Origin of the sequence: Hyunsoonleella aquatilis, from assembly GCF_014270105.1 — a bacterium.
GTDB lineage: Bacteria > Bacteroidota > Bacteroidia > Flavobacteriales > Flavobacteriaceae > Jejuia > Jejuia aquatilis.
In genome coordinates this window covers 948096-964822 of the sequence record NZ_JACNMF010000001.1, presented here as the reverse complement: position 1 = coordinate 964822, position 16727 = coordinate 948096, and the positions used below count along the sequence as shown (strand labels likewise).

Below are 16727 nucleotides of genomic sequence, written 5' to 3'. Positions count from 1 at the left end.
AGAAATGAAACAGTTAAACATCGTATTGATTTTCTTGTCGATATCCCTCTATGCTTGTGCACAACAAATCGAATCTGAGATTAAGGCAGAAGCTCCGGCAACATTAAATTATGATACCGAAATTGTTGTAGACAGTTTAAATATCCCATGGGGCATGGAATTTTTGCCTGACGGAAGTATATTGATTTCTGAAAAAACAGGAACGCTCATTCATTTCAAAGAAGGTCAAAAAAAAGAAATTGAAGGCCTACCGAAAATTTATGTAAGGGGGCAGGGCGGTTTTATGGACATAAAACTGCACCCAGACTATTCAAACAACGGCTGGATTTACTTTTCCTATGCTTCCACTGAGGGTGAAGGTGTCGGTGGCAACACGGCCATCATGAGAGCCAAATTGGAGGGCACGCGCTTGACCAATCAAGAAGTGTTGTACAAAGCGGAAATGAATTCCAAAAAAGGTCAACATTGGGGGTCAAGAATTGATTTTGACAACGAAGGGTACCTTTATTTTTCTATCGGGGATCGTGGTAATCGCGATGTCAATCCACAGGATATCACCCGTGATTGTGGCAAAATTTACAGATTACATGACGATGGCAGCATCCCATCGGACAATCCATTTGTGGATAAAACCGATGCTAAAAAAGCTATCTACAGTTATGGGCATCGCAATCCCCAAGGTTTGGTAAAACATCCGCTAACGGGAGAAATTTGGATCCACGAGCATGGCCCAAAAGGCGGTGATGAAATTAATATCATCCAAAAAGGGAAAAATTTCGGGTGGCCCGTGATTTCGCATGGTATTAATTATAGTGGCACCACGTTTACGGACATCACCGAAAAGGATGGTATGGAACAACCGGTATTTTATTGGGTACCGTCCATCGCTCCGTGTGGTTTTGCTATTGTTGCTTCAGATAAATATCCAGATTGGGAAGGCAATCTTTTGGTGGGCTCCTTAAAATTTGAATATTTGGAACGCCTCATTCTTAAAGAAAACAAAGTGATAAAACGCGAAAAACTGTTTGAAGGCATAGGCCGTTTAAGGAATGTTAAGCAAGCTCCAGATGGTTTTGTCTACGTCGCTGTGGAAGGAAAAGGCATCTTTAGAATTGTACCTAAGACTAATTAAATTCAAACCTCATGAAACTACTTCTATTTATCATATTTGGTGCCGTTATCACGATGCTTTCAACTTTAAACTTTCAGCAAGATAAACTCCAAGAAAGTATCGCCCGAGGGCAGGAAGTGTATACCGATTTTTGTATGAATTGCCATCTGCCCGCAGGTGAAGGTGTAGAAAATGTATATCCGCCTTTGGCCAATTCTGATTATTTAATAAATAACAGGGAAGCCAGCATAAAGGGAGTCAAATTTGGTCAAAAAGGGGAGATTACCGTAAACGGAAAAGTATATAACGGTTATATGGCCCCCATGGGTTTAGATGATGAGGAAATAGCTGATGTGATGAATTATGTGTACAACAACTGGGGCAATAAAAGTGACAAAATAGTGACGGTTGAGGAGGTTTCCGCTATTAAAAAATGAACACCCCCTTAATCCCCTATTAATAGAGGAGATTAGGCATACAAATAAATTTTGGGCTCGAGTTTCCCTCCTAAAAAGGAGGGAGTAAGGGAGGTGTAAGGTTTACTACTGATGATTCTTCAGAATATTGAAATAATTTCATTTCAATTACTAACTTTGTTTTTAGGATAAAAGTGATAGTTCAATATGCTAATTTTAGGAATAGCTGGAGGTACAGGATGTGGCAAAACAACGGTAGTCAACCAGTTGCTAATAGAGTTGCCTGAAGGTGAGGTTGGCGTAATTTCGCAAGACTCCTATTATAAAGATACCTCCCACTTAAGCTATGACGAGCGCGTAAATATCAATTTTGACCACCCACGAAGTATCGATTTCGACTTACTGGTGAAGCATTTGAAAGCGCTAAAAAAAGGTAAGGCGATACACCAACCCGTGTATTCCTTCGTTAAACATAATAGAACCGGGGATACCATTATTACGCAACCCAGAAAAGTGATGATTGTTGAAGGTATTTTGATTCTCACCAATCCCGAACTTCGGGATATGTTTGACGTCAAAATATTTGTGCATGCCGATAGTGACGAACGATTGATACGGCGACTAAAGCGTGATATTTCGGAACGGGGACGGGACTTGGACGAAGTACTCACTAGGTACCAAACCACACTAAAACCCATGCACGATCAGTTTATTGAACCAATGAAAGAATACGCGGATATCATTATCCCGAACAACCATTATAACACTGTGGCCATAGATATTGTAAGAACCATAATCAACGAAAAACTCTAAATGCGAAAGTTCAGCCCCAACAATAAATACCTAAAACCCTTCAAAAACATCTATATTTTGATATTGATAGTTTTTGTGGTTTGGATGATTTTTTTTGACAGTAATTCCTGGTTTATCCACAATGAACTCAATAATGATATTGATGATTTAGAAACCGAAAAGGAGTATTACAAAAAGGAAATTGAAAAGGATAAAAAGGCATTGAAGGAGCTAAGCACGGAGGAAGGTTTGGAAAAATTTGCCCGCGAGGAGTATTACATGAAACGCGAAAATGAGGAAATCTTCATTATTGAATACGAAGACAGTTTAAAAACAAAGGATAATGAGTGAATCGTTATTTAATGAATTTGAACCAGTTTCCGCAAAACAGTGGAAACAAAAAATCCAATACGATTTAAAGGGTGCGGATTACAACGACACGCTTGTTTGGACAAGCAATGAAGGCGTCCAAGTCAAACCATTTTACCATTCGGATGGTTTTAAGGAATTCCCTCCTGTTTCGAAAACCCAAGCCAGCCAATTTAAAATATGTGAGACCATTTACGTAGCCGATGTAAATAAATCAAACAGAAATGCAATTTCCTCAGTAAAAGGAGGTGTCGAAAGTATCAAGTTTATCATACCTTCCGAGGATATTTCCCTTGAACAACTCTTGGAAAATATCGATCTTGAAGCCATCAAAATTTATTTTGAATTTCAATTTCTTTCGGCTGAATTTGCCAAACAACTTTCTGTCATTCCTATGGATCTCGATAGCTATCGGGAAGGAGTGCGCTTAAACACCGATATCATCGGAAACCTGGCCAAAACAGGAAACTGGTTTGCAAGCCTAAAAAATGACTTTTCAAAGTTTGAAGCTATTGTAAAAGCATCAAAATCCTTTGCCGTTGATGTTTCATTGTATCAGAATGCAGGTGCTAATATCGTGCAACAATTGGCCTATGCCCTAGCCCATGCAAATGAATATTTCAATCATTTAGAAAATACGATTTCAACTGAAAACACATCGGAAATCTGTATCACTTTTAATGTTTCGGTCGGCTCAAATTATTTCTTTGAAATTGCAAAGCTGAGGGCACTCCGGTTGCTTGTTGACACTCTTAAAAAAGAGTACAGCTTGAATTACAACGTCCATATTTTTGCAACACCTTCAAAACGAAATAAAGCTATTTACGATTATAACACGAACATGTTGCGAACCACTACCGAGTGCATGAGTGCCATTTTGGGTGGCGCGGATACAATCTGCAATTTTCCATATGACGCCATATTTCACAAACAAAATGCTTTTGGCTCAAGAATTGCCCGAAATCAACTATTGATACTAAAGCATGAAAGCTACTTTGATACTGTTGACAATCCTGCGGATGGCTCTTATTATGTCGAAAGTTTAACGGCTCAATTGGCAGAAAAAGCCTTGGCATTATTCAAGGATATTGAAGGAAATGGTGGCTTTTTGAAACAGCTGAAAGATGGCACCATTCAACGGAAAATTAAGGAAAGTGCGGAGAAGGAACAGGGTCAGTTCAACGCCGGTGAAACCGTAATTTTGGGAAGTAACAAACATCCTAACCCCGAAGACAGAATGGAACAAAACTTGGAACTATACCCTTTCGTAAAGCAACAGAAAAGAAAAACTTTAATTGAACCCATAATAGAAAAACGATTAACCGAAAAATTAGAACAAGAACGCTTAAAAACCGAATGATTATGATGAAACAAAAACTTAACCTTATTGTATTTTTGATTGTTATCACCTTTTGCAGTTGCGAAAAGAAGGCAAAGGAAAAAACACTGAGCGACTATAAATTCGCCGAAAAGGGAATTGTACTAAACTGTGATGGTTTTGATGCGAAACTGCTCAACGAAGCCTTATTTTCTTTTGAAGAAGACATCATCGCGCACTATGGAAAGGACAACCCTAACGTTACTCGAGCGTATTCTCAATTTGTAAGTTATGCCACTAGAAATCGGGTGAAATATAGCGAAGTAGTGTCTCCCCATACGGTGGAAATTTTTGAGGTATTGAAAACCAAAAGCGAATTATGGAATCCCAATAGCGCCAAAAGCAAATTGAATTATGACAGCCCGGTGTTTAAATGTATTGTGGATAACATCTCGGATAATAATTTGAAGACGACTTTAAACGCGCTTTTAACTACAAATAGCATGAGCCCGAAACTTTTTGGACCTGCATTGCAGTCCAAATATTCGTTGGCAATTCGGGATAAATATTTATCAGCTTATATGGCTTTTGACTTGTTCTACGCGAAGCTTTTTGATGTAGATTTAAACCAGGTAAAAGAAAAGCCAAAGGCAAAAGTGGATTTTAACAAACTGCCTCCAAAAGCACCGGAAACTAATGATCCGCATGCCGGGCACAACCATTAATTAATTTGAGGAAAAATGTTCAACATATTATTCTAAGTTCGGAAGACGGGAGACCGAAAACCAAAGTTAATACCCTTGAAACTGCTGAGGGTATTGCCGTGAAATCGGTTTATTCAGATATAGATTTAGAAAATGTTGACCATTTGGATTTTGTTGCAGGCATAGCACCCTATTTACGTGGCCCCTACAGTACGATGTACGTGCGGCGGCCATGGACGATTAGGCAATATGCCGGATTTAGCACTGCGGAGGAAAGCAACGCTTTTTACAGACGAAACCTGGCCGCAGGGCAAAAAGGGCTATCTGTTGCCTTTGATTTAGCCACCCATCGCGGTTATGATAGCGACCACGAACGTGTGATTGGCGATGTGGGCAAAGCTGGTGTTGCCATCGATTCCGTGGAGGACATGAAAATCCTTTTTGATCAGATTCCTTTGGATAAAATGTCTGTATCCATGACGATGAACGGTGCAGTTTTACCAATTATGGCATTTTATATTGTAACTGCGGAAGAACAGGGAGTTTCGTTGGAACAGCTTTCTGGAACAATTCAAAATGATATTCTGAAGGAGTTTATGGTGCGTAATACTTATATCTACCCACCTACCCCGTCCATGAAAATTATCTCTGATATTTTTGAATTCACGAGCAAAAACATGCCGAAATTCAATAGCATCAGTATTTCCGGCTACCACATGCAGGAAGCTGGTGCCACCTGTGATATCGAATTGGCCTACACCCTAGCGGATGGATTGGAATACTTGAGAACCGGCATCAATGCAGGCATGGACATTGATACCTTTGCCCCACGACTATCCTTCTTTTGGGCCATTGGCATGAACCATTTTATGGAAATCGCCAAAATGCGCGCTGCCAGAATGCTTTGGGCAAAAATCGTGAAGCAGTTCAATCCTAAAAATGAAAAATCCCTAGCCCTTAGAACCCACTGCCAAACTTCTGGCTGGAGTTTGACCGAGCAGGACCCTTTTAATAATGTAGCCCGTACCACTATTGAAGCGGCCGCAGCTGCCTTTGGGGGCACACAAAGTTTGCATACCAATGCTTTGGATGAAGCCATTGCGCTACCAACAGATTTTTCTGCTCGAATTGCAAGAAATACACAGATTTTTCTTCAGGAAGAAACACAAATCACGAAAACTGTGGATCCATGGGCCGGGAGCTACTATGTTGAAAAATTGACACATGACATTGCCCAAAAGGCTTGGAAACTGATCCAGGAAGTTGAAGATTTAGGGGGCATGACCAAAGCCATTGAAGCAGGCATCCCGAAAATCAGGATTGAGGAAGCCGCCGCAAGAAAGCAGGCAAGAATTGATTCCGGACAAGATATCATTGTCGGAGTTAACCAATTCCGATTAGAAAAGGAAGATCCGATTTCCACTTTGGAAGTCGATAACCAAACGGTTCGCAATGCCCAAATAAAACGCCTAAACACTATTAAATCTGCTAGGGATTCGGAAAAAGTAAACCTTGCTTTGTCAAAATTAACGGAAGCCGCGCAAAACGGACAAGAAAATTTATTAGCTTTAGCTGTTGAAGCCGCTAGAGCCCGTGCGACTTTAGGTGAAATTAGTGATGCGTTGGAAGTGGCATTCGGACGTTATAAGGCACGGATAAAATCATTTTCAGGAGTGTACAGTAAAGCCATAGAAAACGACGATTCATTTAAGAAAGCACAGGAACTGGCCGACCAATTTGCGGAACAGGATGGGAGACGACCGCGCATTATGATTGCAAAAATGGGTCAGGACGGGCATGATCGAGGTGCCAAGGTAGTGGCTACTGGCTATGCCGATATCGGTTTTGATGTGGACATTGGTCCTTTATTTCAAACCCCACAAGAAGCAGCCAAGCAGGCCGTTGAAAATGATGTGCATATTCTTGGCGTTTCATCTTTAGCTGCCGGACACAAAACCTTGGTTCCTCAAGTAATTGAAGAACTAAAAAATTTCGGACGTGACGATATTATGGTAATCGTTGGCGGTGTGATCCCCAAACAGGACTATCAGTTTTTGTTTGATGCAGGAGCGGTTGCCATCTTTGGGCCAGGAACGAAGATTAGTGATGCAGCAATAAAAATTTTAGAAATACTTTTGGACTAAAAATTAAATTAATTTTCCCAACGACATTAAAATCTTCTCAAATAAACTATGGAAATTGATTATATCAGAATTATTGAATCCATAATCGTTATCGTAATTTATCTCGTTTTGCGCTTTATTAGCTTTAAGATTATTGATAAAACCTTAAATGACAAACTTATTCAGAAGTCAAGAGGCCTTATCATGAAGAGTATTATCAATACACTATTCTTGTCGTTATGCGCGCTTTTTATTTTATTGATCTGGGGCATTGACCAGTCTAGATTAGCTGTTTTTATTGGTTCTGTGCTTACCGTGGTCGGTGTAGCCTTTTTTGCGCAATGGTCGATCCTTTCAAATATCACTTCAAGCTTCATAATTTTCTTTAAACACCCCGTAAAGCTCAATGATCATATCTCCATCCTAGAAGCCAAGGATTATGAAGTTCAAGGCGAAGTTATCGAAATTGGTCTGTTCTTTATCACCTTGGAAACCAAGGAAAAAGAAATTCTGACATTGCCGAATAACATCTTCATCCAAAAAAGTATCAAGAAAATGGGGAAGGGATAAACCGAAAGTTATTGGGCTTTCATTCTCCTTAGGCTAAATGGAAATACTAATTTGATAGTTAAATTCACGTTAATCTCGATGAATTTTTCTAATGAACTGTAACTTTTTACTTAATTTCATAACCAATATTTCATCAATTCATAAAAATCAATTATTCCATGAAAAAGACCGTTCTTTTCGCTATTTCATTATTTCTTTTCGTTTCAAATTACATTTTAGCCCAAAACGCATCATTGGCTCAAAAAATACCTATTTCCAATGATGTAAAAATAGGGAAGCTTTCCAATGGCCTCACCTATTACATTCGAAATAACAAAAAGCCGGAGGACAAACTGGAACTGCGCTTGGTAGTTAATGCCGGCTCAATTTTAGAAGATAATGACCAGCAAGGCCTGGCCCATTTTATGGAGCACATGAATTTTAACGGCACAAAGAATTTTGAAAGGAATGATCTTGTAGATTATCTGCAAAGCATAGGCGTAACTTTTGGAGCCGATTTAAACGCCTACACTAGTTTTGATGAAACGGTGTACATCCTTCCCATTCCAAGCGATGACCCTGAAAAACTGGACAAAGGTTTCCAAATTCTTGAAGATTGGGCACACAATGCGACGCTGGACCATGAAGAAATTGATAAGGAACGTGGTGTGGTTTTAGAGGAATATAGATTAGGCCAAGGAGCCGATAAGCGTATGTTGCAAAATTATCTTCCCAAAGTGCTCTACGGTTCAAAATATGCGTCCCGATTACCTATTGGCAAAAAAGACGTTCTTGAAAATTTTGATTACGATGTTTTAAAACGGTTTTACAAAGATTGGTACAGACCGGACCTTATGGCCGTAATTGCTGTAGGCGACATTGATGTTGCAACCCTTGAAGAAAAGATAAAACAGCATTTCAATACTATTCCAAAAGCTGAGAATCCACGGGAAAGAGAGGTTTTTTATCTACCTAACCATAAAGAAACATTTATTGCCATAGAATCCGACAACGAAGCCCCTATATCAAGAGTACAGGTACTGTTTAAGGATAGTACCAATGTAAAGCAAATGAAAACTCTTGAAGACTATAAAAAAGGAATAATTAAATCTTTATTCACAAGAATGATAAACAACCGTTTGGACGAATTACGCAATGGTGAAAATCCGCCATTTGTTTATGGAGCTAGCTACCATGGGCGAACTTGGGCCAAAACCAAAGCGGCCTATCAATCCTTTGCTGTCACCAGCGAAACTGGGCAACTGGATGCCCTTAAAACCTTGCTGATTGAAAATGAACGCGTAAGGCAACACGGCTTCTTTAAAGGGGAGTTTAATCGAGCAAAGCAAAACATATTGGCTAGGCTTGAAAAAGCTTTTAAGGACAAGGATAAGAATATGTCTAGAAACATTGTAGGTGAATATGTTCGGCATTTTTTAAATGGTGAACCCATTCCTGGAATTGCCTGGGAGCATGAATTTCATAAAACACATTTGCCTGACATTAAACTTGAGGACGTCAATAACATCATTAACGACTTTGTAAAGGATGAAAATCGGGTAATCGTCATCACTGGGCCTGAAAAAGAAGGCATTGCTAAAGTTACCGACACACAAGTATTGGACCTTTTGAAGCACATAAAAACCATTGAAATAGAGCCGTATAATGACAAAGAAGTTGCCCAATCCTTAATGTCCAAAATTCCTGAGGAAGGTTCGATTTTAGATGAAGTGCATAATGATATCTTAGGAACCACCACATTAACATTAAGCAATGGTATGACTGTTACTTATAAAAACACTGATTTTAAAAATGATGAAATTCTGTTTAGTTCCTTTAGTTACGGTGGCACATCCCTATACTCATTAGAAGATTACAAGGCTACTAGTTATGCCAATGGAGCTTTATCAGAGGCCGGTGTAAACGGTTTTGATAAAATAGAATTGGGTAAAATGCTATCGGGAAAAATTGTATCCGTAAGGCCAAGTATCGGAAACTACAGCGAAGCAATTTCAGGTTCTGCCTCTCCCAAATATCTGGAAGACATGTTTCAGTTGATTCACTTATATTTTACGGCTTTAAATAAAGATGACAAAGCTTTTGCTTCATTTATAAATAAGCAAAAAGCAATCATTAAAAACTTATTATCCAATCCCCAATATTATTTTCGAATTGAATTCAGCAAATTTTTGAATCAAGATAATCCGAGATATGTTGGCTTCCCTTCCGAAGAAGATTTGGATAATGCGGATTACGATTTAGCACATAAATTGTACAACCAACGCTTTAAAAATGCCGGTGACTTTAATTTCTATTTTGTTGGAAATATTGATGAAGAGATTTTCAAAGCATATTGCAAAACCTACCTTGCTAGTTTACCTTCAGAAACGGAAAAGGAAAACTATAAGCTCCCTGAACACAGACCATTGACGGGAAGCCATACAAAAATTATAGAAAAGGGCACAGACCCAAAAAGCAGTGTCAGGATCGTTTATCAAGGCGAAACTGAATATAATCCTGAAGAAACCCGCGCACTGAGAAGTCTCGGAGAGATTTTGACCATTAAGCTTGTTGAAAAACTCAGGGAAGAAGAAAGCGATGTGTATGGTGTTGGAGCGAGAGGTAATATCTCCAAAGTGCCCTACGGACGCTATAATTTTAGTATTAGCTTTCCTTGCGGACCAGAAAATGTGGACAAACTTATTAAAGTAGCCAATAATGAATTGAAAAAGATTATTGAAAATGGGCCGACCGAAAAAGATTTGGCAAAAGTAAAAGAGAGCCAAATCCTTAAAACCAAGCAAAACCTAAAGAAGAATAAATATTGGCTTAATAGGTTAAAAAATTCCGATTATAACAAACAGGACCTTTCCAAGATTTTTGAATACGAAGAGAGAATTAATGCACTAACTGCGGAACAAGTTCAGGCAGTGGGCAAAAAATATTTATCAAAGGGCTATATTTTAGGTATCCATAATCCTGAAAAACCCGAATAAATAATTTGAGAATCCTTAGTACAAAAGCTATACGGAACTATACTTTATTGTTAACAAGTTACGTTTTTATTCCTGATAAATAATTGTATTTTTACCCCCCTAAAAACTAAACAATTTAATGGGCAAAATCATTGCAATTGCTAACCAAAAGGGAGGTGTAGGCAAGACAACCACTTCAGTGAATTTAGCAGCTTCACTGGGTGTTTTGGAGAAAAGGGTATTGCTGATAGATGCTGACCCTCAGGCCAATGCTACTTCCGGATTGGGGATTGATGTTGAAAGTGTTGAAACAGGAACCTATCAATTGCTGGAACACACCAATTCAGCCAAAGAAGCTATTGTTGCTACGGAGACCCCAAATCTCGATATCATTCCGGCGCATATTGATCTTGTTGCCATTGAAATTGAATTAGTGGACAAAGATCAGCGAGAATATATGCTGAGAACGGCTGTTCAGGACATCAAAGACGATTACGACTTTATTTTGATTGATTGCGCGCCCTCTCTGGGGTTATTGACATTGAATGCTTTAACAGCCGCAGATTCGGTTTTAATTCCCATCCAATGCGAATATTTTGCTTTGGAGGGGTTGGGCAAATTATTGAATACCATCAAAAGTGTTCAAAAAATACACAATGCCAATTTGGATTACGAAGGCCTATTACTGACCATGTACGACTCAAGGTTGCGTTTGTCAAATCAAGTGGTCGAAGAAGTACAAAAGCATTTTAATGATATGGTATTTCAAACCATCATACAGCGAAATGTACGTTTAAGTGAAGCACCAAGTTATGGCGAAAGCATTATCGACTATGATGCCGGCAGTAAAGGTGCCAGCAATTATCTTAGCCTAGCGAACGAAATCATAACTAAAAACTCCTAAATTATGGCGAAGGCAACGAAGAAACAGGCTTTAGGACGAGGGCTTTCCGCATTGCTGAAAGACCCAGATAACGATATCCAATCCGTTCAGGACAAAGGTGCCGACAAAGTCATTGGTAACATTGTTGAACTGGACATCAATGCCATTGAAGTCAATCCGTTTCAGCCACGAACCAAATTTAGCGAAGAATCTTTAAAGGAACTGGCCTCTTCCATCCGGGAATTGGGCATTATCCAGCCCATTACTGTTAGAAAACTGGATTTCAACAAATACCAATTGGTATCTGGAGAACGCCGTTATCGGGCTTCTAAATTGGTAGGCTTGGAAACTATTCCGGCTTATATTAGAATTGCCAACGACCAGGAATCTTTGGAAATGGCATTAGTGGAAAATATCCAACGCCAAGATTTAGACCCCATTGAAATCGCCTTGTCCTATCAACGTTTAATCGATGAAATCAATTTAACTCAGGAACAAATGAGCGAGCGCGTGGGTAAAAAACGCTCTACCATAGCCAATTATTTGCGCCTTTTGAAGTTAGACCCTATCATTCAAACAGGAATGAGGGATGGTTTTATTTCCATGGGGCATGGACGTGCGCTGATCACTATTGAAGACCAAAGTGCGCAATTGGACATTTACGAAAGTATTCTCTCCAAAAAGTTGTCAGTAAGAGAAACGGAACTTTTAGTACGTCAACATAACGATCCCGAAACTGGCAAAAAATTGTCAAAAGCAGATCTCGAAGACGATATCCCAAAGCACGTTAAAAAAGGCATAAAGGAGTTTTCTGAATACTTTGGGCATAAAATAGACGTTAAAGTCTCTAAAAATGGAAAGGGAAAAATCATTATCCCTTTTCATTCTGAAGAAGATTTTAATCGTATCAAAAAATTAGTGCAACGTGCCAAATAAACTTAAACTCGGACTTGTATTAGCCGTTTTATGTTGCGTTTCGGCCATAGCCCAAAAGAAGGATAAAACACCTGCGGATAGTATTCCATCCGCTTTAGTGATTGAGCAGGAGGTCGTAAAACGGAAGCCTCTGGACCCATTGCGACCCGCAAAGGCGGCTTTCCTATCTGCTGTTTTACCTGGTTTAGGCCAGGCCTACAATAAACGCTATTGGAAAATACCCATAGTGTACGGCGCCATCGGTACTGGGGTATATTTTTATGTAAGAAACGACAAACAATACAATAGATATCGGGATGCGTACAAAAGTAGGCTTGCAGGTTTTAGAACTGATGAGTTTTATAACTTTGATGCCGAGGGAAATCCAACAACCCAGAAAATTTCTGATGATGGGTTAAGGCGTGCACAACAACTTTTCAGACGAAACAAAGAAATTTCTCTATTAGTTACCGCTGGGTTCTACGCCCTCAATATTATTGACGCCAATGTGGATGCGCATTTATTGCAGTATAATGTTGATGAAAACCTTACCTTAGCACCCCACTACGAATTTAATGAGATTGATAGTAGTAATAACGTGGGGCTCACCTTAAATTTTAAGTTTTAGTCCGTTTTTGGATATCAAAAATTAGATATGAAAATAGCATTACTTGGATACGGAAGAATGGGGCAAACCATTGAAAAAATTGCCATTAACAGAGGGCACGATGTGGTGCTAACCATTGATAAAGACGATAAAGATTACGATATCACCAAAGCCGATGTGGCTATAGATTTCAGCATCCCCTCAGTGGCTTTTGACAATATTTCTAACTGTTTAAAGAATAACGTTCCCGTAGTTTCAGGAACAACTGGATGGCTGAAAGACTACAATAACGCCATTGAACTTTGCAAGGAAAATGACGGGGCTTTTATTTATGCCTCCAACTTCAGTTTAGGGGTAAACATCTTTTTTGAACTCAACAAAACCTTGGCAAAAATGATGAGTAACCTCAAGCAGTACAATGTGTCCATGGAGGAAATTCATCATACTAAAAAATTGGATGCACCTAGCGGAACTGCAATTACTTTGGCAGAAGGGGTTATCGAAAACAATCAAAACTATGATAGCTGGAAGCTGAATCAAAAAGGCGAAAACACTGTTCCTATTGTAGCTAAGCGCATAGAAGATGTACCCGGAACGCATACGGTGACCTACGATAGCGAAGTTGACACTATTTCCATCGAACATATCGCACATAACAGACAAGGATTTGCACTTGGTGCCGTGGTGGCAGCAGAATGGCTCGTTGGAAAAACAGGGGTTTTTAGTATGAACGATGTGTTAAACATTGGTTAATATTTTGATTTCTTGTAACAAGCACAACGATTTTTGCCCTAATTGGGTTAATAAAAAGTAAAGAGATGACACTTACACAATGGCTTATTTTTTTATTGATTATCCAAATCATCCATGGATTAGGTACATGGAAATTATACCAAAAAGCCGGTAGGCAAGCCTGGGAAGCCTTTGTGCCAATTTACAACGGTGTGGTTTTAATGAAAATTATCAACCGCCCATGGTGGTGGATTATTTTGATGTTTTTGCCCATTGTGAATTTGATAATGCTGATTGTAGTTTGGGTGGAAACTGCCAGAAGCTTTGGTAAAAACACCCATTTGGACACGTTTCTTGCTGTTGCCTCTTTAGGCTTTTATAATTATTACCTAAACTATGTGGCAGATGTAAATTACGTTGAAAACCGAAGTTTACAACCAAAATCGGGTTCGGGTGAATGGACCAGTTCCATTTTGTTTGCTATTGTGGCCGCTACCATCGTGCATACGTATTTTATGCAGCCATTTACCATTCCTTCATCTTCCTTGGAAAAATCCTTGTTGGTTGGTGATTTTTTGTTTGTCAGTAAGTTTCATTACGGTGCAAGGGTGCCGATGACAACCGTTGGGGCGCCAATGGTACACGACACCATACCCTTGCTTAAGAAGAAATCGTACCTCTTTAATGACCACTTTGGGGAACGGAATACCTCGTGGATCAATAAATTGCAATTGCCATACATTCGCATCCCTGGTTTTGAGGACATTGAAAGAAATGAAATAGTAGTATTCAACCAACCGGCTGATACGCTTTTGGATATGAACGATTTCCATCCAGACAGGAACTATTATAAACCCATTGACAAAAAGACCAACTTGGTAAAACGCTGTGTAGGCTTGCCAGGAGATTCTTTGGAAGTTCGTGGCGGTTATGTTTACATTAACGGAAAGAAAAACGAATTACCTGATAGAGCAAAATTGCAATTCAGTTATTACGTAAAACCAAAAACACATCAGTTCAACCCAAATTTTTTGGCCACGCGTTATGATATCACAGACGGTGCCTATCCTATTGACCGGCAATTTTCAAGTTACTATTTACCGGCCGTATCAGATGAAGCATTGGCGAAATTTAAAAACCATCCAAATGTCGCAGGGACTGTTCCGAATATTATGGAAAAAGGCGAGAGAACTGAGGATATTTTTCCGCATGATCCCGCTTACAACTGGAACCGGGATTTCTTCGGGCCACTATATATTCCGAAAAAAGGTGCAACCATTGATATTAATTTAGAAGTATTGCCTCTTTATAAACGCGTCATTACCGAATATGAGGGCAATACTCTAAAAGTGGAAGGCAATCAAATCTTGATTAATGGTGAAGTTGCCAGCACATATACATTTATACAGGATTATTATTGGATGATGGGAGACAATCGTCATAATTCGATAGACGCCCGTGCATGGGGTTTTGTGCCGTTTAACCACGTTGTCGGTAAGCCAGTATTTATTTGGATGAGCTGGGACAGCTTTGGAAAAGGCATCAATAAAATTCGTTGGAAAAGATTGTTTACGACGGTGCATGGCTCAAAAGAATCATCTTCGCTATTTATGCCATTTTTAGTTTTATTATTCACAATTATTATCTTAAATAGGCTCTATAAAAAGAACAAAATTTCTGAAATAAGTGATTTTAATTCTCAAAACATAACTTATGCCACAATTCAAAACAGAATACAAGCAGCAATAATTGATTCTATTATTTTAGTTGTATCCATGTATTTTATTTCTGAGGTGTTTTCACTATTTGGCTCAACATCAGATTACTTAAAAATTATTTTATCAGTAATTATATTTTTAGTTTACGATCCATTTATGACATCATTTTATGGAGGAACAATTGGTCACACAATTTCAAAAATAACTGTTAGGAAAGACGGCGATCCCAATAAGAAAATTTCTTTCCCTGTAGCAATTTTTAGATTTATTCTAAAGGCTTCTCTAGGATGGATTTCATTGATTACAATTACGTTAGATAAGAAGAAGAAAAAGGCAATACACGACGGTGCCGCTAATTCAGTGGTAATTAATAAACATAAGGAGTAACCTTTAAAAATATCTTAAGATTGTGACTGTCATTCCTGCTAAGGCAGGTATCTCAAACAAAAGTGTAGTAATTAAAGTGGATTCCTGCCTTCGCCGGAATGACAACTATGAGCATTGTAATACACCCCACATATTTCCCAAACATTGCGCATTTTGTGGCCTTAGCTAATGCACGAAATATAACCTTTGAGGTTTTTGACAATTTCGTAAAACAAACCTATCGAAATCGCACTTATATTTATGGTGCCAATGGAAAATTGTCGCTTAATATTCCTGTTATTTTCTCGCAAAAAAACCGACAAAAGTACAGCGAAGTTGAAATTTTCAATGCAGATAGATGGCAATTAAACCATTGGAAATCTCTGGAATCTGCATACCGCACCTCTCCCTTTTTTGAATTTTATGAGGACGAGCTTAAGCATTTGTTTTTTGAAGAGGCCACTTATCTTATGGACTTTAACCTGAAATGTTTTGAAGTGATTTGCGAATGTTTGCAATTGGAAATAGATTATTCCAAAACGGCTTCTTTTGAAAAAGAAATCGGTAACAAAAGTGATTTCAGATATCTCGTAAATGCAAAGAAATCTTATAGTTTCGATTTTGAAACGTACACCCAGGTATTTGAAAATAAACACGGTTTTATTCCCAATTTGAGTATTTTAGACCTGTTGTTTAACGAGGGACCAAATGCAATGAATTATTTGGAATCTCAAACGCTAATTTTTGAGTAATGCTCCAACCGATTGCCCATTATGGCTGTCACCTTTTGTTGCCTTTGGCGGTTGCCCTTCTCTTTTTTAAATCGAAATGGAAGTATGCATACCTTGTGATGCTAGCGGGTATGCTCATTGATGTGGATCATTTGTTGGCCGACCCGATTTTTGACCCAAACAGATGCAGTATTGGCTTCCACCCCCTCCACTCCTACTTTGCAATTTTGTTTTATGTCTTTTTGTGCATTCCGAAAAAATCCCGTTTGGTTGGGTTGGGCTTGGTCATTCATATTGTTTCAGATGTTGTGGATTGCTCGTTTATGTAAAAATCTCGCGTAAACCTGCCTGCCGGCAGGCAGGGACGCAGAGGCGCAAAGCATTAGTTCGGATAGCTCCACTACTTCCAATAATTTTC

16 protein-coding genes and 1 pseudogene are annotated in these 16727 nt (G+C 38.9%); all 17 read left to right on the top strand.

Going from position 1 to position 16727, the window contains the following annotated elements; translation table 11 throughout:
* Window positions 1-4: 4 nt before the first annotated feature.
* The 17 genes and pseudogenes from H7U19_RS04205 to H7U19_RS04130 all read left to right on the top strand — a co-directional run bounded on the left by H7U19_RS04205 (window position 5) and on the right by H7U19_RS04130 (window position 16638).
* Window positions 5-1132, top strand: a complete 1128-nt coding sequence (locus tag H7U19_RS04205) for a PQQ-dependent sugar dehydrogenase (RefSeq protein ID WP_186559214.1) — start codon at window positions 5-7, stop codon at window positions 1130-1132.
* Window positions 1133-1143: 11 nt separating this feature from the next.
* Entirely contained in the window at window positions 1144-1548 is a 405-nt protein-coding gene (locus H7U19_RS04200; RefSeq protein ID WP_186559212.1) for a c-type cytochrome, read from the top strand.
* 186 nt (window positions 1549-1734) lie between these two features.
* The gene (gene udk, locus H7U19_RS04195) at window positions 1735-2340 is read left to right on the top strand and encodes a uridine kinase (RefSeq protein ID WP_186559210.1); all 606 of its coding nucleotides are present in this window, start codon (window positions 1735-1737) and stop codon (window positions 2338-2340) included.
* Window positions 2341-2670, top strand: coding sequence for an FtsB family cell division protein (locus H7U19_RS04190; protein WP_186559208.1), 330 nt, complete (start codon window positions 2341-2343; stop codon window positions 2668-2670).
* Complete coding sequence (locus tag H7U19_RS04185) at window positions 2663-4048, top strand: methylmalonyl-CoA mutase subunit beta (RefSeq protein ID WP_186559206.1); 1386 nt, start codon at window positions 2663-2665, stop codon at window positions 4046-4048. Before H7U19_RS04190 ends, H7U19_RS04185 begins: the two co-directional genes overlap by 8 nt.
* Before the next feature lie 2 nt (window positions 4049-4050).
* Complete coding sequence (locus H7U19_RS04180; protein ID WP_186559204.1) at window positions 4051-4731, top strand: hypothetical protein; 681 nt, start codon at window positions 4051-4053, stop codon at window positions 4729-4731.
* A 5-nt stretch (window positions 4732-4736) separates the two neighbouring features.
* On the top strand, window positions 4737-6854 hold the full coding sequence (scpA, locus tag H7U19_RS04175; protein ID WP_186559202.1) for a methylmalonyl-CoA mutase: 2118 nt from the start codon (window positions 4737-4739) through the stop codon (window positions 6852-6854).
* Window positions 6855-6902: 48 nt separating this feature from the next.
* A complete protein-coding gene (locus tag H7U19_RS04170) occupies window positions 6903-7403 on the top strand; it encodes a mechanosensitive ion channel domain-containing protein (RefSeq protein ID WP_186559194.1) in 501 nt (166 codons plus the stop codon).
* Window positions 7404-7561: 158 nt separating this feature from the next.
* Entirely contained in the window at window positions 7562-10378 is a 2817-nt protein-coding gene (locus H7U19_RS04165; RefSeq protein ID WP_186559185.1) for a M16 family metallopeptidase, read from the top strand.
* A 118-nt stretch (window positions 10379-10496) separates the two neighbouring features.
* Window positions 10497-11261: a ParA family protein gene (locus H7U19_RS04160; RefSeq protein WP_186559183.1), complete on the top strand. Its 765-nt coding sequence runs from the start codon at window positions 10497-10499 to the stop codon at window positions 11259-11261.
* A 3-nt stretch (window positions 11262-11264) separates the two neighbouring features.
* Window positions 11265-12176, top strand: a complete 912-nt coding sequence (locus H7U19_RS04155) for a ParB/RepB/Spo0J family partition protein (protein WP_186559181.1) — start codon at window positions 11265-11267, stop codon at window positions 12174-12176.
* Window positions 12166-12783 carry a DUF5683 domain-containing protein gene (locus tag H7U19_RS04150; protein WP_186559179.1) on the top strand — a complete coding sequence of 206 codons (618 nt, stop codon included), beginning with the start codon at window positions 12166-12168 and terminating at the stop codon, window positions 12781-12783. The genes H7U19_RS04155 and H7U19_RS04150 overlap by 11 nt, the downstream gene beginning before the upstream one ends.
* A 27-nt stretch (window positions 12784-12810) precedes the next feature.
* Entirely contained in the window at window positions 12811-13515 is a 705-nt protein-coding gene (gene dapB / locus H7U19_RS04145; protein ID WP_186559177.1) for a 4-hydroxy-tetrahydrodipicolinate reductase, read from the top strand.
* A gap of 65 nt (window positions 13516-13580) precedes the next feature.
* A pseudogene (gene lepB, locus H7U19_RS04140) lies at window positions 13581-15167 on the top strand (signal peptidase I); the annotation flags it as partial.
* Complete coding sequence (locus H7U19_RS16855; RefSeq protein ID WP_425489551.1) at window positions 15168-15599, top strand: RDD family protein; 432 nt, start codon at window positions 15168-15170, stop codon at window positions 15597-15599.
* 107 nt (window positions 15600-15706) lie between these two features.
* Window positions 15707-16330, top strand: coding sequence for a WbqC family protein (locus H7U19_RS04135; RefSeq protein ID WP_186559173.1), 624 nt, complete (start codon window positions 15707-15709; stop codon window positions 16328-16330).
* Window positions 16330-16638, top strand: a complete 309-nt coding sequence (locus H7U19_RS04130) for a DUF6122 family protein (RefSeq protein ID WP_186559165.1) — start codon at window positions 16330-16332, stop codon at window positions 16636-16638. The genes H7U19_RS04135 and H7U19_RS04130 overlap by 1 nt, the downstream gene beginning before the upstream one ends.
* The last annotated feature ends 89 nt before the right edge of the window (window positions 16639-16727 follow it).